Source organism: Caballeronia sp. LZ003 (assembly GCF_031451465.1).
Lineage (GTDB): Bacteria > Pseudomonadota > Gammaproteobacteria > Burkholderiales > Burkholderiaceae > Caballeronia.
Map to the genome: position 1 here is coordinate 34,134 of NZ_JARUXJ010000004.1, position 20,065 is coordinate 54,198.

A 20,065-nucleotide genomic window follows, 5' to 3' on the forward strand; every position below is an offset into this window, starting at 1 on the left:
AACGATTCTGGATCCACGGAAGGGGAAGCAACATGCACGGTATCAAACGACTCGCGCGTTCAGGCGCATGGTGTGTGGCGGCAACCGCGCTCGCGCTTGCAATGAGCGCATGCGGAACGGTGCGTCAGACGGCCGGCCCGACGCTCACGCATGGCGACAAGGTGGCTGTCGTGTCCATCGCCAACTACACGGAAACGCCGGATGCGGGCAAGAGCGCAGAATCCATCGCGGCGAATACGCTGCGCGCAGGCGGTGTCGGTGATGTACGTATCGCTCCCGCCGATACCAACCGCAACGCGCTCGTCGATAATGCGCAACGCGGCGATGGCGACAAGTCGCTCGAATGGGCACGCTCGCAAAACGCGCGCTATGTGCTGACGGGCGCGGTCGAGGAATGGCGCTACAAGACCGGCGTAGATGGCGAACCGGTAGTGGGCGTGACCTTCGAACTGATCGATGTCGCGAACGGCTCGGTCGTCTGGAGCGCAACGGGAACGCGTACGGGCTGGAGCCGCTCGGCATTGTCGAGTGTGGCGACCACTTTGATCGGCAATGTGCTGTCGCCGTTGCAAGCGCGCCAGTAAGTCGCCGATCAAGCTTGCCCGCCTGCCACCGAGATACAGGATGCAGGTTGATACGAAATAAGCACGAGACAAGAAAAGGAAATGGCCGTGAATACCGCAGCCGTCGAAACCAACCCGGGCGCCGCCAAGCGCCACGCGCATCCGTTCGGCAATCTGGGCCGCGTGCGCCGCTTTCTCGCGCCCGCGGTGGCGCGGCCCTTCGCTATCGTCGAAAGCGTCGCGCTGATGCTCATCATGCTGTCTGTCGCGCGCTGGCTTCAGCATGACGATCCCTTACTCGTGCGCGGCGGCTTTCCGTGGCTATGGATGGTGCCGCTGCTCGTCGCGTTGCGCTACGGTACGCTGCTTGGCTTGCTGTCCAGCTCCATCATGTTCGGTGTGTGGGAGTTGTTCTATCCGCCGGGCGGCACGTTTCCCGCGTTGTATTTCGCGGGCGGTCTTTGTCAGACGATCCTTGCCGGTCATTTCGGCGATACGTGGGGCAGCCGCGCGGAACGTGCATCGTCGCTGAACGATTATCTGAACGACCGCCTCGTTGCGTTGACCAACAGTCACTACTTGCTGCGTCTTTCGCATGAGCGGCTTGAGAAGGATCTGCTGTCGCGTCCGACGACGTTGCGCGATTCGATCACCGAGTTGCGGCGGCTTTCCGTCGCCGGCGACACGGCGAAGAACGATTCATCGATGCGCGGCGCGGATGGCCTGCTCGAGTTCATCGCGCAAGCATGTCAAATTGAAGTGGCCGCGCTTTTTCCGGTGCATCGCGGCAAACTGGGCATGGAGCCGATCGCCCAACTCGGCGATGCCTTCACGCTCAAGCTCGACGATGAACTCGTCATGCATGCGCTCGCCACGCAAAACGTCGCGCATCTGAAGAACGTCGATTCGACCGTGCCGGTCAGCGAGTATCTCGTCTGCGCGCCGCTGGTATCCGCCGATGGCGAATTGCGTGCGTTGCTCGTCATCAAGCGCATGCCGTTCCTGTCGCTCAACTTCGACAATCTGCAACTCCTGCTGGTGCTGTTGGGTTACTACGCCGATGGCGTGGCGCACGCGTCCTTCGTGCAGCGCATCGTCGATCAGGTACCCGAATGCCCGCATGAATTCGCGCTCGATCTCGGCCGTCTGACGCGTCTGCAGAAGAAGGCGGGCGTGGCTTCCTCGCTGGTCGCGCTCGTGTTTCCGCGCGATGAAGAAGGCGATGAACTCTTCGAACACGTCATACGCCGCCGCCGTTCGCTCGACGTCATGTGGCCCCTGCAGACGCCGCGGCAATCCGTGCTGCTCAATCTCATGCCCGCAACGGATACGACCGGCATCGACGGCTATCTCGCGCGTATCGAAGCAAGTCTGAAAGCGCAGTTCAATACCGACCTCGAAGGCGCGCGCGTCGGCGTGCATACGCTGCATCTCGAAGGCGAGGAACCGGGTGCGGCGCTCAAGCGTCTTCTCAAGCGAAGTGGCCTCGATGTCTAAAGGGTCCTCACTCCTCGTCGGCGCGCTTGCGGCTATCGTCGCGGGAATCGTGCAATACATTGCGATTGCGAGCCTGATGCAGGCGCCGGGCGCGTTCGATCCGCTCATGCGCTTCCTGGCTTGGCAGGCCGCAGCGGGTCTGGCCGAAGCCATTGCGTTTCGCGCATGGTTGCCGCGGAACTATCGCGAGCCGCTTGCGTGGTCGTTGCTCTCGTTGTGGCTTGCGTGCACGTTCGTACCGCTCTTGGGTGGCGTCGTGGTGCTCGTGAGCTGTATCTGGGCAGCGCTCTTCCCCGCGCTCAAGGAAAGCGGCGAACTCGACGATGTCGCGCGTCCCAAGTTCGTCACGTATCTGGTGTCGCGCGTTCAGCATGGCGGCGGCGCGCGCTTGCAGGCACGTCTTGCGAACACGCAGGTGGCATCGACGGATCGACTGTCCGCGTTGGTTGCCATTCAGAGCATGCCGACCCGCACCACCGGCACCTTGCTGCGCGACTTGCTCGCCGATCCCCTGGAAGATATTCGCCTAATTGCATACGGCACGTTGGACCATGCCGAGAACGAGATCATGCAGAAAATCTTCAGAACGAGCAGAACGCTCGAAGCAACCGGGAAGCCGGCCGAGCGTCACGCGCTGAATCGACTGCTTGCCGAACTCTACTTCGAGCTCGTGTACCAGAATCTCGTGCAAGGCGCGGTCTATAAGCACACGCTGCAGCAAGCCGACCGCTACGCGCAGGCCGCGCTCGAAACCGATTCATCGGATGCCGCACTGTGGCTCATTCGCGGACGTTTGGCGCTCGCAAGCGGCTTGCCCGATGAAGCGCATGAACACATTGGCCGCGCGCTCGAGCTCGGCTTTCCGCGCGAACGTCTCGTTCCCTGGCTTGGCGAAGCGGACTTTCTGCGCGGCGAATATTCACGCGTGGCGAACCTTCTGGCGACGCTCGGCAATGCCGCTTCGTTGCCCACGCTCAAACCGGTTGTGAAGTACTGGTCATGATGAAAGAACTCCCGATCCGCCGCGCCGCCGATGCCGATGTCTGCCTTCTCCTCGAAGGCACGTTCCCGTTCGTGCGCGGCGGCGTATCGAGCTGGGTCAACGAGATGATCCGCTCTTACCCCGACACACGCTTCGCGATCGTCTTCATAGGCAGCCAGAAGTCGGATTATGCGGGCGTCGCTTATGCATTGCCCGACAACGTCGTGCATATCGAAACGCATTACCTGTACGAGCCGACCACGGCGGATTTCACGCCGCGCGCGGCCGCTGGCGACAGCGCCGCATTCGTGCGCTCGCAGCAGTTGCACGACACCTTGCGCGACCCGCGTAACGGCCGCGATGCTGGCGCGTTGCTCGCCGACATGATCCCGATGATCGGCACGAGCGGCGCGCTCAACGAAGAGCAGTTCCTCACGAGCCGCGCGGCGTGGCATACCATCGTCGATCAATACGAGCAGTTCTGCACGGACCCGTCCTTCACCGATTACTTCTGGACCGTGCGTATCATGCACAAGCCGCTGTGGCAGCTTGCGCGCGTGGCGGAGCAGTTGTTGCCGGCCAAGGTTTATCACACGGTATCGACGGGATATAGCGGCTTTCTCGGCGCGTTGATGCACTACCGTACCGGACGGCCGTTGCTGATCTCCGAGCATGGCATCTATACGAAGGAACGCAAGATCGACTTGCTGCAAAGCCAGTGGATTCGCGACAACCGCGGTGTGTTCGAACGCGACATCTCGCGGGTGAGTTACTTCCGCGAACTGTGGGTGCGTTTCTTCGAAGCGATCGGTAAGCTTGCCTACGACGCCGCCGACGCTATCGGCGCGCTCTACGAAGCGAATCGCCAGCGTCAGGTGACGGACGGTGCGCGTGCCGAGCGCACGCAGTGTATCCCCAACGGCATCGACGTCGATGCGCTCGGGCCGCTCGTCGCGCAACGCAAGCCGCGTTCGAATCGCGTGGTTGCGCTGATCGGACGCGTGGTGCCGATCAAGGACATCAAGACTTTCATTCGCGCGATCTTCATCGCGTCGCGCAGCATGCCGGACCTGGAAGGCTGGATCATCGGACCGGAAGAAGAAGATCCCGCCTATGCGCTCGAATGCCGCGCATTGGTGGAGAGTCTCGGCTTGAGCCGCAATCTCAAGTTTCTCGGCTTTCAGCGTATTGACGACATGCTGCCGCAAGTCGATGTCATCGCACTGACCTCGATCAGCGAAGCGCTGCCGCTCGTGGTGCTCGAAGGTTTCGCAGCGGGCGTGCCGGCCATCACGACGGATGTCGGGTCGTGCCGCCAATTGATCGAAGGCGTGGATGAGGAAGATCGCGCGCTCGGATCGGCGGGCGGCGTCGTGCAGCTTGCGGACCCGGCCGCGTTCGCGCAGGCCGTGCTGTCCTTGCTCGCGGATGAAACGCGCTGGCAAGCCGCACAACAAGCCGGCCTCGCACGCGTGCGCCGCTATTACACGAAGAAGCAGATGATCGACCGTTATCGCGCGCTGTATGACCGGCTGTCGGCACTGCCGGATCGCGCGCGCAGCGGCATGTCGGCCAGCGCCGCGCAATGCCCGATGCATCATCACAAACCGGCAGGCGCCGCGAAAGAGCCGCTTGCATCGCAGGAGTCACGCTGATGGCCGGCATTGGTTTCGAATTGCGCAAGATCATGCGCCGCGACACGCTCGCGGGCGTGGCGCGCGCGTATGCCTATGCAGGGTTGATCAGTTCAGGTCCGCTCATTCTGTCGATCTTCGGCATTTTGATCATCGGGCTCATCAGCCTGGCTTCAGTCATACCGAAGTTTGCGATCGTGCAGTTTCAGGTGTCGGTGACATATTTGATCGCGCTTAGTCTGATATTGACAGGACCGTTGCAACTCTCGTTCACGCGCTTCATTTCCGACCGCTTGTTCGAGAAGCGCGATGACCTCGTGCTGTCCAATTACAACGGCGTCGTGCTCGTGTCTTCGGCTCTTTCGAGCGTGGTTGCGGTCGTTGCGATGTTACTAGGCTTTCGTGAAGAGCCGATCGTCTATCGCCTGTTGATGATTACCGGCTTCGTCGTGGTCAGCAATATCTGGATCGCGGTGATTTTTCTGTCGAGCGTGAAGCAGTATCGGCAGATTCTTTACGTGTTCGCCGTGGGTTATGCGTGCGTCGTTTGTCTTGCGCTCGCACTGAACGGCTATGGACTCATCGGTTTGCTGGGCGGCTTCGTGGCCGGCCATATTGTCTTGCTGGCGGGTTTGTCGGGCTTGATTTACCGTAACTATCGCAGCGAGCGCTTCGTGTCGTTCGAAGTGTTCGAAGGACGTTATGCCTATCCTAGTCTTGCGCTCGTCGGCTTGCTGTTCAATATCGGCGTGTGGCTCGACAAGTTCATGTTCTGGTATGCGCCGGGCACGGGTACGCGAGTCATTGGGCCGCTGAATGCATCGGTGATCTACGACATCCCCATTTTTATCGCTTACGTATGCGTGATGCCGGGCATGGCGACGTTCCTCGTGCGTATCGAAGCGGACTTCGTCGAATACTACGACGCGTTCTACGACGCCGTGCGCAGCGGCGCGACGCTGCGCCATATCAGCGAGATGCGCGACATGATGGTGGGCAGCGTGCGTGCCGGGCTCTATGAAATCATCAAGGTGCAGACGGTGGTGCTGCTGCTGATCGTTGCGTTCGGTGAGCGCGTGCTGGGCTTGCTCGGCATCTCGCCCTTGTATATGCCGCTTTTGGTCGTCGATGTCGTGTCCGCGAGTCTGCAAGTGCTGCTGCTCGGCCTGCTCAACGTCTTCTTCTATCTCGATGGACGACGCACCGTCATGAAGCTCACCGGCGCGTTCGTTCTGTTGAATGGCCTTTTTACGGGCATTACGTTGCGGCTCGGACCGGATTTCTACGGCTATGGGTTCGCACTGGCGTTGCTCGTCGTCGTGGTGGCCGCCGTGAAGGTGCTCGACCGCAAGTTCCTGTCTCTCGAATACGAGACTTACATGCTGCGCGGCTGAGTGGCTTAACGACATGAACAAAATCGTCCGACGATCTGGCCTGCGCGCATTGCTGCATTTCGCGAGAATCGCCGCCTTCGGGGCGATGGTGACTGCCGCGCACGCGCAAACGCCATCGGTCGCGCTGTATTACGGCGCAAATCCGCCTGTCGAGGAACTCACCGGTTTCGATGTCGTCGTAGTCGAGCCCGATGCACATTTCGATCCGCAAGCTCATGCGGATGCGCACACGGCGTGGTTTGCTTACGTGAGCATCGGCGAAGTGAATCCGCATCGCGCTTACTTCAAGGCAATTCCGTCTGCGTGGATGCCTGGCGTGAATCAGGCGTGGGCGTCGCATGTGGTGGATCAAACGGCGGCGCAATGGCCGGCGTTCGTCGTGAACAAGGTTATCGCACCGTTGTGGAAGAAGGGTTATCGCGGCTTCTTTCTCGATACGCTCGATTCGTATCAGCTGATCGCCACGACCGATGCCGCGCGTGCGGCACAGGAAGCGGGACTCGTGCGCGTCATTCGCGCCATCAAGGCGCGTTATCCGGAAGCGAAGCTGATCTTCAATCGCGGCTTTGAAGTACTGCCTCAAGTGCATGAATCAGCCTGGATGGTCGCGTTCGAATCGCTGTATCGCGGCTGGGATGCAGGCAAGCAACGCTATACGGAAGTACCGCAGGCCGACCGCGACTGGTTGCTGATGCAGGCCACGACCATACGCGATCGATACCATCTGCCGGTCCTTTCGATCGACTATTGCGCACCCGCCGATGCCGATTGCAAGGCCGCGACGGCCGCACGCATCGCGGCCGACGGCATCGTGCCCTATGTCACCGACGGCGCGCTCGCCACGGTAGGTACAGGAGCGCCACCAGCGAATTGAACGCAACGAAGAACAACATCATCTGAGAGAGCAAAGCCATGTTTGGCATCGTCGGCGCCGTACCCAACGCGATATCGTTCCCATATTGATCGAAGGGCTGCACGGATGTGGATAAGCCGCGGACTCTGGCAAAGTCGGTCACGGTGGAGTGAGGGGGCATTGCGAACACTGAGCAGCAGCGTGTTCCTTGGTCTCACCCATTATCCCCACCCGCCACGGCCAGCACCGCACCCGTGATATACGCAGCCTCATCCGAGGCAAGAAAGAGAATCGGCGCTATCTGCTCGTCGAGCGTGCCGTAACGCTTGAAGAAGGTCGACTCGGTGACCTGCTTGACCGCCTCGCCCATCCATGTTTTCTCTTGCTCGCTATCGCCTGAGGCGTTACGAGGCACTCGTCGCGGAGGCGCCTCTGTCCCGCCGGGCGCAGCCGCAACGACGCGGATGTTGTACGCGCCATACTCCATCGCAAGCGATTGAGTCATCGCGTTTACGCCGCCCTTCGCCGCGGAGTACGGTACGCGCCGAATCCCGCGAGTCGCATTCGATGAAATGTTGACGATGGTGCCGCAACCCTGCGCGAGCATGTACGGAAGCACGGCATGACACGCGTAAAGCGTTGGCATAAGCGAACGCCGAATCTCCGCATCGATATGCGCGGGCTCGAACTCCGCGAAAGGGCGCATGCGAATGGCGCCGCCCACGCCGTTGATGAGAATGTCGATCCGACCGAACCTGTTCTTTGCAAAAGCCATTGTCGATGCCGCACCGTCGTAGGTTTCGAGATCGGCGACAAACGCAGCCGCATCATCGCTTTGTGCTTCAGCGGCGACGTCCGCCACGAAGTCCGCTCGATCGACGAATAGAACCTTCGCTCCTTCCGCGATCGCACGAAGCGCAACGCCCCGCCCGATCCCTTGCGCCGCGCCTGTGACCACCATGACTTTGCCGGCGAATCGGTTGGTGTTCATGCGGTCTCCGGCGCGGCGTTAGGGGTGAACTTCTCGTAGTGGAAGCTATTCGGCTTCACGCCGGTATCGTCGAAGTACTTGCGCACGGCATCGACCATTGGAGGAGGACCGCAGAGATAGACATCGACGTCACCGTCATTCAATGACTCTGCCGACATGTGCTGCGTGACCCAGCCTTTGCGTGGATGATCCGATTCGGCATCGGCCACGACGGTGCTGTAAGTGAAGTGCGGGAGCTTCATGGCATACGCAGCTATTGCATCGGTTTGCACGAGGTCGAGGTCTCGCGTCACACCGTAGATGAGATGAACCCTTTGCTGCGCGTTCGTCCGGTATAAGACTTCCAGCATCGACAAGAAGGGCGCTAAACCAGTGCCACCCGCAAGAAAGAGCAACGGCCGCTCGACGGGGCGCAGATAGAAGCTACCCAGCGGCCCGGTCAATTGGGTCTTGTCGCCCGGCTGCGCGGATTCGAGCCAGGTACTCATCACGCCGCCTGGAATCTTTTTGATCAGGAAGCTGACCTTGCTTGCACCAGGCGCGGAAGAGAACGAATAGGAGCGATGCTGCCCGCTGCCCGGCACATCGATATTGACGTATTGACCGGCGAGGAACACAGGCGCGGCAGCTTCGACATCGAATTCGAGCACGACGGCTGCGTCGTTATGCGGTTCGACCTTCGCGACGGTCGCGGCAAATTTGCTTTGCTCGGTCTTGCACACTACTGACGATGCCGGCACTGCAATCACGCAGTCGCTTTGCGGCACCATCTGGCACGTGAGGACAAGGCCGGTTTCCTTTTCGTCGTCGCTTAGCGCGTCTTCGATATAGTCGTCGCCGAGGTCGTACGCGCCGCTTTCCGCGCGGCATTTGCAGGTGCCGCATACGCCGTCGGAGCAATCCATCGGCAAGTTGATCCGGGCTCGAAATGCGGCATCGAGGACCTTCTCGCCCGCCTTGCATTCGACAAAGCGAGTCACGCCGTCTTCGAAGTTCAATGCGATGCTGTAGCTAGACATGTTGTCTCCTGCTTCGTGTCTCGTTCCCATCAAGCACTTCAGACGTGATAGACGTCGAGTACCTGGCGGATATAGTCGTTCTTCAACGCAATCTTCTTGCTGGCAATCAAGAGACGGTCATCCACCTTGCGGAAGGTAACGAAAATGGTGCCGAAGAAATAGTCGGTCATCTTGTAGCGATGGCTCTGCGTAGTGAAGTTGTAGCGCACGTCCACTTCATTCGCGCGTTCGGCCAGCAGCTCGACGTTCGTCACGTTGTGGCTGGTGCGCGGTTCCGGCATCGACGCACCGCTGCGCTCGGTCTTGATGCGGAACACTCGATCTTCCAGGCCGCCACGGTCGGCGTAGTACATCAAGGAGATTTGACTGTGCGGGTCGTCGGTGAGCTTGTCATCGTCGTCCCAGGCGGGCATCCAGTACTCGACGTCTTCGGTGTAGCAAGCGAGCCACTCGTCCCACTGACGGTCATCTAGAAAGCGCGCCTCTTGATAGAGCGCGGCACAGACCTTTTGATAGTCGATGCTCATACCGTCGCCTCCGTCTGTTCCTTGCGTAGAGCTTCGCGCATGACGTGCATCCAGTACTCGTGTTGCACCACGAAGAGCCCTTCGTCTTCGCTGCGCTCGCCCGAGATAAGCGGCTTCAGTCCCATGCCTTTTGCGTTCGCATCGGGTCCGTGCACCCATAGCGGCGCGCCGCGCGACATGTCGTTCCACATCGATGTCGTGCTCGCATAGCCCGCCTGACACGCGCGAAATTCTTCGAGGTCGTCGCTCGTGCCCATGCCCGAGACGTTGAAAAAGTCTTCGTATTGACGAATGCGGATGGCACGGCTTTCCGCGCTCTCGCCTTTGGGTGCGAAGCAGAAGATGTTCACTTCGGTCTTGTCGACGCTGATCGGGCGGATCACGCGAATCTGCGTGCTGAACTGGTCCATCAAGAACACGTTCGGATACACACAAAGATTGCGCGTCTGATTGACGATGTACTTCGCCTTTTCGTCGCCCACGCGTGCTGCAATCTCATCGCGATGTTGATACACCGGACGCACTTCCGGATTCATCGTGTTGGTCCAAAGCAGGATATGTCCATGCTCGAAGCCATATACGCCAGCGACGGACTTGCTCCAGCCGTTGGCATCGACGGCCTTCGTGCCTTCGACCTTGCGACGGCCCATGGTTGCAGCGTAGTTCCAGTGCACGGTGCTGACGTGATAGCCGTCGCAGCCGTTTTCCATCTGCATCTTCCAGTTGCCGTCGTAGATGTACGAGGAATTGCCGCGCAACACTTCGAGACCTTCAGGCGCCTGCGAGACGATCTGATCGATGATGACCTTGGTCTCGCCGAGATAGTCTTCGAGCGGCATGACGTCTTCGCTCAGGCTGCCGAAAAGGAAGCCACGGTAGTTCTGAAAGCGCGCAACCTTCTTCAAGTCGTGCGAGCCTTGCTTATTGAACTGCACCGGGTACTCGGTCGTCTTCTCGTCCTTGACCTTCAATAGCTTGCCTGCGTTGGAAAACGTCCAGCCGTGGAACGGGCACGTGAAGCTGCCCTTGTTGCCATGCTTGCGACGGCAGAGCATCGCACCCTTGTGTGCGCAGGCATTGATGACGGCGTGCAATTCGCCAACCTTGTCACGCGTGATGACGATCGGCTGACGGCCAATCCACGTGGTGTAGTAGTCGTTGTTGTCTGGAATCTGGCTCTCGTGCGCGAGATACACCCAATTACTCTCGAAGATGTGCTTCATTTCGAGTTCATACAAATCGGCGTTCGTGAAAATATCGCGGCGGCAGCGGAACACACCGCTTTCCTTGTCATCCTGAACGGCGTTGTTCAGCAAGTCGTCCAGTTGTCGCGCTTTATCGATGGTTGCGGGCATGACTCGTCTCCCTATGCAGGCTCCGTGCGAAGCGCTTGCATCGGTTCAAAGAATTTGCGAAAGAGGTTTGGCCGCGTAACAGCGGCGGCCGCGTGGGCGGTTAAGCCGCGACAGATACGCGAGGGCGATTGACCAGCTGGTTGTCCTTACCTTGAACCAGCGGAGTCAACTCGATGTTGAACTCGATTTCCTTGTACGCGTCGGACTTGAGTCCCAGCGCAGCACCGCCCGTCTTCCCGCTCACGCGCGGCACGAGTTCTTCGCGAGTCGCATAGGCAAAATCATCCCAGATGAGCGGGTCGCCTTCGATGTTGATTTGCGTCGTGAGCTTGCGAGTCTTGTCGCTAGTCACGAAGAAATGCACGTGCGCCGGACGATTGCCGTGGCGCGCGATGAGGTCGAGCAGTTGCTGAGTCGCGCCGTGCGGCGGGCAGCCGTAACCCACGGGCATGAGCGTGCGGAATTCGTATTTGCCATCGGCACCCGTCTTTACCGCGCCACGAAGATTGAAGGCGTCTTGCGCGCCCGTCGGGTCGAAGTGCGAATAGAAGCCCTTCGAGTTTGCGTGCCAGCATTCCACGACCGCATTCGGTACGGGCTTGCCATCCGGGCTCGTCACCGTGCCGCGGATGATGAGCGGACCCGCGTCTTCGTCCGCGTTGATGTCGATTCTGGAGACACCATCCCGCACCGGAGCGCCGGCAACGTACAACGGACCTTCAATGGTGCGCGGCGTGCCGCCGTGGATATCTGCTTCACGGTCTTCCGCATCCATGCGGATGTCGAGATACTTCTCGATACCGAGACCAGCGGCCAAGAGTGCAGCCTCGCCATCTTGTCCGAGCTTGTTGAAGTAGGTCACGCCGGCCCAGATCTCGTCGGGTGTCATGTCGAGGTCGTCGATGGCCTTGAAGAGGTCACCCAGCAAGCGATGAGTGATCTGCTTGGCGCGTGCGTTACCGTCCTTGCTTCCGAGATTCGCAGCGGCCTTCAAGAGGTCCTGCGCTTCCTTCGAATCGAACACTTTGACGCTCATTTGTCTGCTCCTGAATCTCTTGTTCGGTGGGGGTTAACCCTCGTTTTTCCCCAGTCCGTATAATGTTTGGAAGGTATGGTCGGCGGCGAAAACAGAGTGTGATTGCAGAATAATGAGCCGCCAGACCGCCGTCCAACACTGATTTGGTATCGGGCTATACCAAGGAGGTATAGAAATGGAATTGCGACACCTGCGCTATTTCGTGGCCGTGGCGGAAGAGCGGAACTTCACGCGCGCCGCGCAGCGGCTCAACATCGCGCAGCCGCCACTGAGCCGTCAGATTCAGCAGCTCGAAGAGACGCTGGGCGTTCAACTGCTCGAGCGCAACTCGCGGCCGCTCAAGCTGACAGAGACGGGCAAGTTCTTTTATTCGCATGCCGCGCAGCTGATTGCGCAGACGTCCGAACTCGAATCGATGACAAGGCGCGTTGGCAATATCGAACGCAGCTTGTCCGTTGGTTTCGTAGGCTCGACGCTATACGGCATGCTGCCCAAGATCATCCGCCGCTTTCGCGACGAAAATCCTACCGTCGAGTTGAGCCTGCATGAGATGTCGACGATGGACCAGCTTCGCGCGCTCAAGGACGGTCATATCGACGTGGGGTTCGGTCGAATCCGCAATGAAGACGCGAATATTCGCCGGGTCATTCTGCGGGAAGAAAAGATGATCGTGGCGCTTCCGCAGGGGCATGCGCTCTCGGTTCTCAAGCCGGTGCTCGCGCTGCGTGACTTGCTCAACGAGACGTTGATCGTCTATCCGAAGGCGCCTCGCCCGAGTTACGCGGACCAGGTGCTTGCCGCTTTCAAGGACCGAGCGCTCGAACCCCGGCGAATTTACGAAGTGCGCGAGCTGCAGATAGCGCTTGGTCTCGTGGCGGCGGGTGAAGGCATCTCGATCGTGCCGAGCAGTGTGTATGGCCTTAAGCGTGATGATGTGAGTTACAAGGACCTGGACGACCCCACGCTGGTATCGCCCATCATCATGAGCATGCGAGCGCTAGACGAATCGCGCGACATACGCGAGATGCTCGAATTGATTTATCGGCTCTACGATGAGGAACACGTGCCTTACGCGCCCCGCACCGACCGGGGGCGCTAAGTTTCGATACCTAGCGAGTATGGCATTAGACGTCGAAGGTCTTGGACAAGGTGTTATTCGCCGTTCGATACTTCGTTCAACCCATCCACTTCGCCAATCCAGGTATGAACCCTCACATCGAATCCGTCGAGGCGATTCTGGTCGATTTACCGACCATTCGCGCGCATCAGCTTTCCATGGCGACGATGCAGCAACAAACGATGGTCATCATCCGCCTGCGTTCGAGCGATGGCATCGAGGGCATCGGCGAAGCCACGACTATCGGTGGCTTGTCTTACGGCGAGGAAAGTCCCGAGGGTATCAAGCTGACCATCGATATTTACCTGGCTCCGGCGCTCGTCGGACAGGACGCGAACAATATCAACGCGGTCATGCTCAAGCTGAACAAGGTCGCGCGTGGCAATCGCTTCGCCAAGTCCGGGATCGAGACGGCGCTGCTGGATGCGCAAGGCAAACGCCTTAGCGTGCCGGTGTCCACGTTGCTCGGTGGCGCGGTTCGCAAGACGCTGCCGGTGCTGTGGACGCTTGCCAGCGGCGACACGAATCGCGATATCGAAGAAGCCGAGATGCTGCTCGCCGAACGCCGCCACAATGTGTTCAAGCTGAAGATCGGCCGCCGCGGCGTGCGCGATGACGTCGCCCATGTCTCGAAGATAAAGTCGGCTTTGGGTGACCGGGCCAAGGTAACGGTAGACGTCAATCAGGCATGGAGCGAAGTCGATGCCACGCTCGGCATTGCAGCGCTGGAAGCGGCGGGCGTCGATCTCGTCGAGCAACCGACGCCGCGTGAGCATCGCGGCGCGCTTGCCCGGCTCGCCGCGCGATTCAACGTGCCCATCATGGCCGATGAAAGCGTGACCGGTCCCGAAGATGCCCTCGAACTCGTGCGCGACGCATGCGCCGATGTATTCGCGCTGAAGATCGCGAAGTCCGGCGGCATCTTCGGCATGATGCGCACGGCTGCGATTGCCGATGCAGCGGGCGTGCTGCTTTACGGCGGGACGATGCTAGAAGGGAGTATCGGTTCCGTTGCTTCCGCACATGGCTTTAGCGCGCTTCCGCAACTCGCTTGGGGTACGGAGCTCTTTGGGCCGTTATTGCTCAAGGACGACATAGTGACCGCTCGTCCGCAGTATCGCGACTTCGATCTGCATATGCCGGCAGGTCCGGGGCTGGGGCTGCAAATCGACGAGGAAAAGCTGGCGTTTTATCGTCGCGACAAGAAGGCCTGAAGGTTCATTGCCGGATGAGACATGACGCTTGTGTCCGCATGCGGAATCAGCGTCGCCGCTTAGGAGGAAATATGCTGTATCTCGTAAGAATGGACGTGCATCTGCCGCACGACATGCCGCAAGCGCAAGCTGAAGACATCAAGGCTCGCGAGAAGGCGTATTCGCAGCAATTGCAGCGTGAAGGGAAGTGGCAGCAGTTGCATCGCGTGGTTGGTGAGTACGCGAATTTCAGCGTATTCGACGTGGACTCGCATGACGAGCTTCATACAATCTTGTCCGCGTTGCCTTTGTTTCCGTTTATGACGATGCAGGTGACTGCGCTGGCGCATCATCCTTCTTCTATTCGCTAGCCGCGACTCACGCGATTAGTGATCTTTAGCCCCCTGACGCAAGCGCCTAAGCTGCGTGAACGCGTAGATTGCATAATCCTGGGCCGCGGCCGCCGGGTCCCAGTTGATTGCGCGGCCGATGTCGGGCCACGCCGCTCCGCCTTCCAGCATGCACTCGATAGTCGAAATGTGGCCTTGCGTGACGAGGCCAATTCGCACTTGCGAGTTCTCAGAGAGGTATTTGTTGGTCGTAGGCATGGCTCTGGCTGCTTTTCTAACTGTTGCTTCAATGGCATTACGTTGTCGGGACGTCACGGCTCCGCGTGCATCCTCGGACGCCTGGGCCATGCTTCTCGTGTACCAAAGTAACGTCACAGGGCTGCGGTTTCTATTCGCTACACCACACATCGGCGCGGCCGTCGAAAGGCTACTTACGGGAATGGCGACGGGCGTTTGAAGTCGCACGCTCCGACGCAATGTCTCGACTCATCTTCCGCCAAAGAAGGACGTTTGCGCGATGTGCGGTAAGCTAGAGGGCTTTGGGAGACACTTTATGACGCGTTACGTACAGGAAGAGCTCACCGACTTTTGGGGACGCCTGACACCTTACCTCGCGTTGCTCGAATCATCGCAAGAGGGCGATGCGGAACCCGTCAAGGGTCCGATTGGACGCGTGACTGTCGATACGCACGACCGCCAGGCCTTTGCGCTTCACACCACGGATGCAGTGCAGGCCGACGATGCCTCGGACACGCCGACAGGCCAAAGCGCAACATACACGCGCACCAAGGCGATGGGCGGTGAGTGGGGACCGTGGCAGCGCGAAGCCTACGTTTAAAGCTTTAATTGAACGATGACACATTGCCAGTGGTTCCTGATCTCACCAGGGCCGCCGGCTTTCAACGGTGCTTCATGCCTTCGAGGAAACCATAGCGATGGTTGCCTGCATCACCGCTATCAACTTCGGCGCCGATTGAGCATCGCCAATAGCGAACACCTCGCCGGTACAAACAGTCAGAAGCCTGCCCGCGTTGACGACCTTGCCCACGGCTAGAAACGACGTTCCTATTGCGGGCCGCAGAAAATTCACCTTGAATTCCGCCGTCACCACGTCGTGCCCTTCCGGTGCCTTGGTTAAAGCGGCATAGCCACAAGCATTGTCCACGATGCTCGTAATCACACCGGCATGAGCGAAGCCTTGCTGCTGCGATAAAGCCGCTGAAAAGGGCAGACTGATTCGGACTTCGCCTTCGGATACCGACATCAATGTGGCGCCAAGCGTTTTCATCAAGCCTTGAGCAGAGAAGCTCGATGAAATCCTCGATTCGATATCGTTCATGTCACGCGTTATGGATAGGCCGGGGATGCCTTTAGTCTAACGGCACTTAGGCTCGTGCGCCTCAAGGCTTATGGCAACTGAAGATGGCGTCGAACAACTCGAATTTTCCTTCGGTCGTCGGAAGCACGCGAGTTGCGTGAGTAATGGCGTTATCGAGCGATGCATGATCGAGCGCCTGTATCACGAGCAGCCCGCAAAAAGCGCCTTCCTGACTACGCCGCATCGACTTCTCTCGTGTGGCAATGGACGTTCCGTCGGTTTGTACCGTCATCGCTTGAACGGTGACGACCCAATCGAGCCGCGCCAAAGCGTCGATCAGTTCTTGCCCTGTCGAACCGGTCAACTCGTCCGGCATGATGTCTTCAAAGCGTGCGATGGCGATATGACTTCCATATCCGCCGACATGACCCCCCTTCAGCACCACTGAACCCCCGCCACGCCGGAAGCGCATCAGGTTCGGCATGATTCGTTGCGTCCATTCGCTCGGGTCGTTGAGACGCGAAAGATAGCCGGTACTCGACATCACGTTCGCAGTGTCGAGCTCGTAGAGCATGAGGTATTCCGAAGGCTTGCTTGCGCGACGCTTGAATACGCGGCCCGAACGAAATCCCGGCACGCCTACCCGCTCGAAGACATGTTCACGCGTGAGCCAGTGCAAGTAATCGGTTTCGTTGTGTGCTTCGATCGTGCTCCAAATGGCGAGCAAACCTGTGTGTCGATCGGTCATGTGCTTTCTCGCGGTATCGATTGAATGGTGGATGGAAGCGTGATTCACGCGTCTCAGTAAGTAGCCTGATGCGCGCTCGGATTCTGTTTGCCGATGACGTCGTCGGTGGAATCGAGCCGATTTATGTCGATGCCTTTCGTCTCCGGTCCGATCGCGATCATGCAAAAGGACAGCGCATTCAACGACGCCACGAGTGCGACCAATGTCCACGGCGAGCCGTGACTGAGATTCAAAAGCCACGTGGCGACAACCGGAATCGGGCCGCCTGCGAAGAGGCTTGCGCCGGTGAACGCGAGTGCCGATGCCGAGTATCGGACGTTCGTCGGGAAGGCTTCCGCAAACGCGACCGGCTGAATGCCCGTCTGAACCTGAACGAAGCCCATGAAGAGGCCCATGGCGATGGCCATCGTCGCAAAGTTCTTCGTGGCGAGCAGCGGGAAGTAGAACATCATGATGATGAACGTCGCTGCGGATGCGATGAGCAACGCGCGCTTTCGGCCGATGCGGTCGCTCAACAATCCGCCGAGAATGGAACCGGCGATTGCGCATGCGTTGCCGATCATCAGCAGCGTGAACCCCGTCTGCTTCGGCACGCCGAGCGAGTTCGTCAGATAACCGAGCGTGAACACGACCGCAAGATAGAACAGTGCCGTGGGGCCGCAGAAGAAGAGCATCATGCGAATGATGGTCTTGTAGTGAAGACGAAACGCGTCCTTGAGCGGGCTGCTTACGTTGGCTACCGCAGACTGCTTCATCTGCACGAATGCGGGCGTTTCCGACACGCGCAGACGAATGTAGATGCCGACGATCACGAGCAGGAAACTCATGACGAAGGGAATGCGCCAGCCGTAACTCGTGAAGGCATCGGCGCTCATTGTCGCGGATAGAATCAACAGAACGGCATTCGCGAGGATCTGACTCAGCGGCGCACACATGCCGATCAAGCCGGAATATTTTCCGCGCCGGTCCGCGGGCGCGTGTTCGAGCGCCATCAGTTGTCCGCCGGTGGATTCGCCACCGAGCGCGAATCCCTGGATGATGCGCAAGACGACGAGCAGAATGGGCGCGAGCATGCCGATCTGCAGATAGGTCGGAAGCAGGCCCATCAACACGGAGGTAATGCCCATCACCGAGACTGTGCCGAGCATGAGGTTGCGCCGTCCGATTTTGTCGCCGAAATGGCCGCAAATGATGGCGCCAAGCGGCCGTGCCGCGAGACCCACGCTGAAGGTCGCGAGCGACGCCAGCAGCGCGGAGTTTGGCTCCATGCTCGGGAAGAAGAGTTTGGGAAGCACTGTGGCCGCGACCGAACCGTAAAGCGTGAAGTCGAACCATTCGAGCGCCGTTCCGAGCGTGGCGGCGCTTACCGCGCGATTCGCCATGGAGCGTTGCGAGCCGTCCGCGTTTTCCATTCCCATTTGTGTCTCCTCCTGATGTGTCAGAACCGATCTTAGGGTTATATATTTAGTTATACGATTTAATGAGGACGCGTTTTCAATGCTTTGTTTCGCCGCGCATCAACTAGCGATGCTGACCGCGAAGTTAGGGCCTTTCATCGCCTGACGAAGCATGGGCGACACTCCGCTTGCTTCAGACAGCTCTTTCGACGTCGACATCAATGACGGCACGAGCTCTTTCATCTTTGCGTCGGTCAATCGCGACATGGGTCCCGCGATGATGAGAATTGCGCGAACCTCGCCGTTCTCGGCATGCACGGTTGTCGCCATCGAGCTCATCGCAGGCAAGAACATGTCGTGCGTGGTTGCGTAACCGTTGGCGCGGGCGGCATCGATATGCGGAATCAGTGCCTTGAACGTCGTGGGCGCGTGCGGGCCGAAATCCGACGGCACGCCGAATCCCTGTTTCGATACAAGCCGCATGACTTCTTCGTCGCTCTTGCCCGCGAGCCAAATCATTCCCGCCGCGCTGCAGGACAACGTAACGGGGCGTCCCATCTCCGGGTCGTAGCGAATGCCTTGCCGTGCGCCTTGCGCCTTCGCGACATAGATCAGTTGTTCGCCATCGACGATTGCAAGCCGCACCAATTCTCCCGATGTCGATGCGAGACGCTCCAGAATGGGCTGCGCAATATCGACGACGCCGCCCGCGCTCAAGAAGCGCAGTCCAAGCGACGGCATCTTCATGGTCAGCGTGAATTCGCCGCGCCGTTCGTCTTTGCGAACGTAGTCCTGCTCCATGAGGTCGGCGAGCAAGCGGTGCGTCGCCGTAATGGGCAGGTCGAGACTCGTCGACAACTCGGAGAGCGTCTTGCCCTCCGGCGAGTTGGCAAGCTCTTCCAGCACACGAAGAATGCGTTCAGCGACGGCGCTCATGGTCGGGGCATCGGACGGTTGTTGTTCGTCGGATCGGGTATGTGTGCCATTTTAGTGAAAAGTCTTTGCAAATTGCAAACTCTTTTCACTTTTATGTTTCAGACGTTTTTGGGGCGCGGGGTGTTCAACTATCCCGAGTCGACGGAAGACGGGTGAAGTAAGCCTTCAACGCTTCGACCGCTGCGCGAACCTTCGCAGGCTCGGTGCTCTTCTTCGGCGATACCAACGTCACCGGTAGCATAGGAAGCCGCCAGTCTGGAAGCACATGAACGAGCGTCAGACGCTTGATCGAGCTTTGCGCGTCGATATATGCCAAGCGCGCAATGCCTAAACCTTGTTCGCAGATCTGTTGAACCGTGGGTTGTGTAGTGCTTGCAATGCGCACTGGCGCGCGCACCGTCTCTTTCACGCGCTTGTCTCCTTGCAAACCGAGGACGAGCGAAGGTGCGTCATCGTCGGGCGTGCTGGCGTTCTGGCTGGATTCGTCCAGTTCGCGTTCCAGCGATATCCAATGATGCGTCGTCAGTTCTTGCGGACTTTGCGGCGTGCCGTGACGCTGCAAGTACGCCGGCGAGGCGCAGAGAATCGTTTCGAGTTCGCAGAGTGGACGGCCGACCCAACCGGAATCCGCGAGCTTGCCAACGCGAATGGCGATATCGACGCGCGCATCGATGAGATCGACCATCTCGTCGCTGACCAAAAGGCGCAGTCGCAACTTTGGCCACGTGGAAAGGACCGGAGCCAGCGCGGGCGCGATATACGACCCGAAGCCAATCGGCGCGGCGACGCGCAATTCGCCGGTTGGCGCGTCCCGTGCCTGAGCGAGCGATTCGGACGCTGCTTTCCACGCCTCGATCAACCTCAGGCAATGGGCGTAACAGCGCTCGCCGTCCTCGGTCAGCGTCAGTTTGCGCGTCGACCGATGAAGCAAGGTCACACCGGATTCCCGTTCAAGCGCCTTGATTGCCTGACTCACCGCCGATGCACTCATCCCTAGACGCGCAGCGGCAGCGCTCATGGAACCGTGGGAGACGGTCTCCGCAAAGATCACGAACGGCCGAAGATCATTCATTTTGAAGTGTGACTTAAATTTGATTGTCGTTTTCGGCGGATTATAAATCGCTGCTTGAGAAGCTAGCATCCTCGTATCGCTAT

At 59.2% G+C, this 20,065-nt stretch carries 20 protein-coding genes and 1 pseudogene; 10 read left to right on the forward strand and 11 right to left on the reverse strand.

The genetic code is table 11. The features are described 5' to 3' along the window. Positions 1-32: 32 nt before the first annotated feature. The 6 genes and pseudogenes from QCE79_RS24240 to QCE79_RS24265 all read left to right on the forward strand — a co-directional run. Positions 33-584 carry a penicillin-binding protein activator LpoB gene (locus tag QCE79_RS24240; protein WP_309848313.1) on the forward strand — a complete coding sequence of 184 codons (552 nt, stop codon included), beginning with the start codon at positions 33-35 and terminating at the stop codon, positions 582-584. A gap of 87 nt (positions 585-671) precedes the next feature. Then, positions 672-2,060, forward strand: a complete 1,389-nt coding sequence (locus tag QCE79_RS24245; RefSeq protein ID WP_309848314.1) for a PelD GGDEF domain-containing protein — start codon at positions 672-674, stop codon at positions 2,058-2,060. Further along, complete coding sequence (locus QCE79_RS24250; protein ID WP_309848315.1) at positions 2,053-3,063, forward strand: hypothetical protein; 1,011 nt, start codon at positions 2,053-2,055, stop codon at positions 3,061-3,063. The genes QCE79_RS24245 and QCE79_RS24250 overlap by 8 nt, the downstream gene beginning before the upstream one ends. Next, positions 3,060-4,697 (forward strand): GT4 family glycosyltransferase PelF, encoded by a 1,638-nt coding sequence (gene pelF, locus QCE79_RS24255; protein ID WP_309848316.1) that lies wholly within the window; start codon positions 3,060-3,062, stop codon positions 4,695-4,697. The genes QCE79_RS24250 and pelF overlap by 4 nt, the downstream gene beginning before the upstream one ends. Next, positions 4,697-6,070 (forward strand): exopolysaccharide Pel transporter PelG, encoded by a 1,374-nt coding sequence (pelG, locus tag QCE79_RS24260; RefSeq protein ID WP_309848317.1) that lies wholly within the window; start codon positions 4,697-4,699, stop codon positions 6,068-6,070. The genes pelF and pelG overlap by 1 nt, the downstream gene beginning before the upstream one ends. A 13-nt stretch (positions 6,071-6,083) precedes the next feature. Then, positions 6,084-6,926, forward strand: a pseudogene (locus QCE79_RS24265) (endo alpha-1,4 polygalactosaminidase); the annotation flags it as partial. Positions 6,927-7,137: 211 nt separating this feature from the next. On the opposite strand, the gene benD reads toward QCE79_RS24265, so the two are convergent. The 5 genes from benD to catA all read right to left on the reverse strand — a co-directional run bounded on the left by benD (position 7,138) and on the right by catA (position 11,851). Next, positions 7,138-7,914, reverse strand: a complete 777-nt coding sequence (benD, locus tag QCE79_RS24270) for a benzoate diol dehydrogenase BenD (RefSeq protein ID WP_309848318.1) — start codon at positions 7,912-7,914, stop codon at positions 7,138-7,140. Then, positions 7,911-8,933 (reverse strand): benzoate 1,2-dioxygenase electron transfer component BenC, encoded by a 1,023-nt coding sequence (benC, locus tag QCE79_RS24275; RefSeq protein ID WP_309848319.1) that lies wholly within the window; start codon positions 8,931-8,933, stop codon positions 7,911-7,913. The genes benD and benC overlap by 4 nt, the downstream gene beginning before the upstream one ends. 38 nt (positions 8,934-8,971) lie before the next feature. Beyond that, on the reverse strand, positions 8,972-9,460 hold the full coding sequence (gene benB / locus QCE79_RS24280) for a benzoate 1,2-dioxygenase small subunit (protein WP_244828895.1): 489 nt from the start codon (positions 9,458-9,460) through the stop codon (positions 8,972-8,974). Then, complete coding sequence (locus QCE79_RS24285; protein ID WP_309848320.1) at positions 9,457-10,815, reverse strand: Rieske 2Fe-2S domain-containing protein; 1,359 nt, start codon at positions 10,813-10,815, stop codon at positions 9,457-9,459. Before QCE79_RS24285 ends, benB begins: the two co-directional genes overlap by 4 nt. A gap of 100 nt (positions 10,816-10,915) precedes the next feature. Next, positions 10,916-11,851 (reverse strand): catechol 1,2-dioxygenase, encoded by a 936-nt coding sequence (gene catA / locus QCE79_RS24290; protein WP_309848321.1) that lies wholly within the window; start codon positions 11,849-11,851, stop codon positions 10,916-10,918. 175 nt (positions 11,852-12,026) lie between these two features. Here catA and QCE79_RS24295 point away from each other — a divergent pair, with 175 nt between their 5' ends. The 3 genes from QCE79_RS24295 (at position 12,027) to catC (ending at position 14,532) form a co-directional block, all read left to right on the forward strand. Next, complete coding sequence (locus QCE79_RS24295; RefSeq protein ID WP_244828892.1) at positions 12,027-12,950, forward strand: LysR family transcriptional regulator; 924 nt, start codon at positions 12,027-12,029, stop codon at positions 12,948-12,950. A 104-nt stretch (positions 12,951-13,054) separates the two neighbouring features. Then, positions 13,055-14,182, forward strand: a complete 1,128-nt coding sequence (locus QCE79_RS24300) for a muconate/chloromuconate family cycloisomerase (protein WP_309848322.1) — start codon at positions 13,055-13,057, stop codon at positions 14,180-14,182. Positions 14,183-14,253: 71 nt separating this feature from the next. Beyond that, positions 14,254-14,532 (forward strand): muconolactone Delta-isomerase, encoded by a 279-nt coding sequence (gene catC / locus QCE79_RS24305; protein WP_250467599.1) that lies wholly within the window; start codon positions 14,254-14,256, stop codon positions 14,530-14,532. Between the two features lie 15 nt (positions 14,533-14,547). Here the strand turns inward: catC and QCE79_RS24310 are convergent, their stop codons facing one another. Continuing rightward, complete coding sequence (locus QCE79_RS24310) at positions 14,548-14,769, reverse strand: hypothetical protein (protein WP_250467598.1); 222 nt, start codon at positions 14,767-14,769, stop codon at positions 14,548-14,550. A gap of 295 nt (positions 14,770-15,064) precedes the next feature. Here QCE79_RS24310 and QCE79_RS24315 point away from each other — a divergent pair, with 295 nt between their 5' ends. Further along, entirely contained in the window at positions 15,065-15,349 is a 285-nt protein-coding gene (locus QCE79_RS24315) for a hypothetical protein (protein WP_244828888.1), read from the forward strand. Between the two features lie 72 nt (positions 15,350-15,421). On the opposite strand, the gene QCE79_RS24320 is transcribed toward QCE79_RS24315, so the two are convergent. The 5 genes from QCE79_RS24320 to QCE79_RS24340 form a co-directional block, all read right to left on the reverse strand. Continuing rightward, positions 15,422-15,850, reverse strand: a complete 429-nt coding sequence (locus QCE79_RS24320; protein ID WP_309848323.1) for a PaaI family thioesterase — start codon at positions 15,848-15,850, stop codon at positions 15,422-15,424. 61 nt (positions 15,851-15,911) lie between these two features. Beyond that, positions 15,912-16,577 carry a DUF4286 family protein gene (locus QCE79_RS24325; protein ID WP_250492971.1) on the reverse strand — a complete coding sequence of 222 codons (666 nt, stop codon included), beginning with the start codon at positions 16,575-16,577 and terminating at the stop codon, positions 15,912-15,914. A gap of 53 nt (positions 16,578-16,630) precedes the next feature. Then, entirely contained in the window at positions 16,631-17,995 is a 1,365-nt protein-coding gene (locus tag QCE79_RS24330; protein WP_309848324.1) for an MFS transporter, read from the reverse strand. A 99-nt stretch (positions 17,996-18,094) separates the two neighbouring features. Then, positions 18,095-18,910, reverse strand: coding sequence for an IclR family transcriptional regulator (locus tag QCE79_RS24335; protein WP_309848325.1), 816 nt, complete (start codon positions 18,908-18,910; stop codon positions 18,095-18,097). A gap of 124 nt (positions 18,911-19,034) precedes the next feature. Beyond that, entirely contained in the window at positions 19,035-20,051 is a 1,017-nt protein-coding gene (locus QCE79_RS24340; RefSeq protein ID WP_309848326.1) for a LysR family transcriptional regulator, read from the reverse strand. Positions 20,052-20,065: the final 14 nt, after the last annotated feature.

Excerpts from the sequence above, each read along its gene's own strand:
- QCE79_RS24315 (WP_244828888.1), top strand. The coding sequence starts at position 15,065 with ATGACGCGTTACGTACAGGAAGAGCTCACCGACTTTTGGGGACGCCTG.
- QCE79_RS24335 (WP_309848325.1), bottom strand. The coding sequence starts at position 18,910 with ATGAGCGCCGTCGCTGAACGCATTCTTCGTGTGCTGGAAGAGCTTGCC.
- QCE79_RS24295 (WP_244828892.1), top strand. The coding sequence starts at position 12,027 with ATGGAATTGCGACACCTGCGCTATTTCGTGGCCGTGGCGGAAGAGCGG.
- QCE79_RS24310 (WP_250467598.1), bottom strand. The coding sequence starts at position 14,769 with ATGCCTACGACCAACAAATACCTCTCTGAGAACTCGCAAGTGCGAATT.
- pelG (WP_309848317.1), top strand. The coding sequence starts at position 4,697 with ATGGCCGGCATTGGTTTCGAATTGCGCAAGATCATGCGCCGCGACACG.
- benC (WP_309848319.1), bottom strand. The coding sequence starts at position 8,933 with ATGTCTAGCTACAGCATCGCATTGAACTTCGAAGACGGCGTGACTCGC.
- catC (WP_250467599.1), top strand. The coding sequence starts at position 14,254 with ATGCTGTATCTCGTAAGAATGGACGTGCATCTGCCGCACGACATGCCG.
- benD (WP_309848318.1), bottom strand. The coding sequence starts at position 7,914 with ATGAACACCAACCGATTCGCCGGCAAAGTCATGGTGGTCACAGGCGCG.
- QCE79_RS24325 (WP_250492971.1), bottom strand. The coding sequence starts at position 16,577 with ATGACCGATCGACACACAGGTTTGCTCGCCATTTGGAGCACGATCGAA.
- QCE79_RS24320 (WP_309848323.1), bottom strand. The coding sequence starts at position 15,850 with ATGAACGATATCGAATCGAGGATTTCATCGAGCTTCTCTGCTCAAGGC.
- QCE79_RS24300 (WP_309848322.1), top strand. The coding sequence starts at position 13,055 with ATGAACCCTCACATCGAATCCGTCGAGGCGATTCTGGTCGATTTACCG.
- QCE79_RS24250 (WP_309848315.1), top strand. The coding sequence starts at position 2,053 with ATGTCTAAAGGGTCCTCACTCCTCGTCGGCGCGCTTGCGGCTATCGTC.
- catA (WP_309848321.1), bottom strand. The coding sequence starts at position 11,851 with ATGAGCGTCAAAGTGTTCGATTCGAAGGAAGCGCAGGACCTCTTGAAG.
- benB (WP_244828895.1), bottom strand. The coding sequence starts at position 9,460 with ATGAGCATCGACTATCAAAAGGTCTGTGCCGCGCTCTATCAAGAGGCG.
- QCE79_RS24285 (WP_309848320.1), bottom strand. The coding sequence starts at position 10,815 with ATGCCCGCAACCATCGATAAAGCGCGACAACTGGACGACTTGCTGAAC.
- QCE79_RS24240 (WP_309848313.1), top strand. The coding sequence starts at position 33 with ATGCACGGTATCAAACGACTCGCGCGTTCAGGCGCATGGTGTGTGGCG.
- QCE79_RS24340 (WP_309848326.1), bottom strand. The coding sequence starts at position 20,051 with ATGCTAGCTTCTCAAGCAGCGATTTATAATCCGCCGAAAACGACAATC.
- QCE79_RS24330 (WP_309848324.1), bottom strand. The coding sequence starts at position 17,995 with ATGGGAATGGAAAACGCGGACGGCTCGCAACGCTCCATGGCGAATCGC.
- pelF (WP_309848316.1), top strand. The coding sequence starts at position 3,060 with ATGATGAAAGAACTCCCGATCCGCCGCGCCGCCGATGCCGATGTCTGC.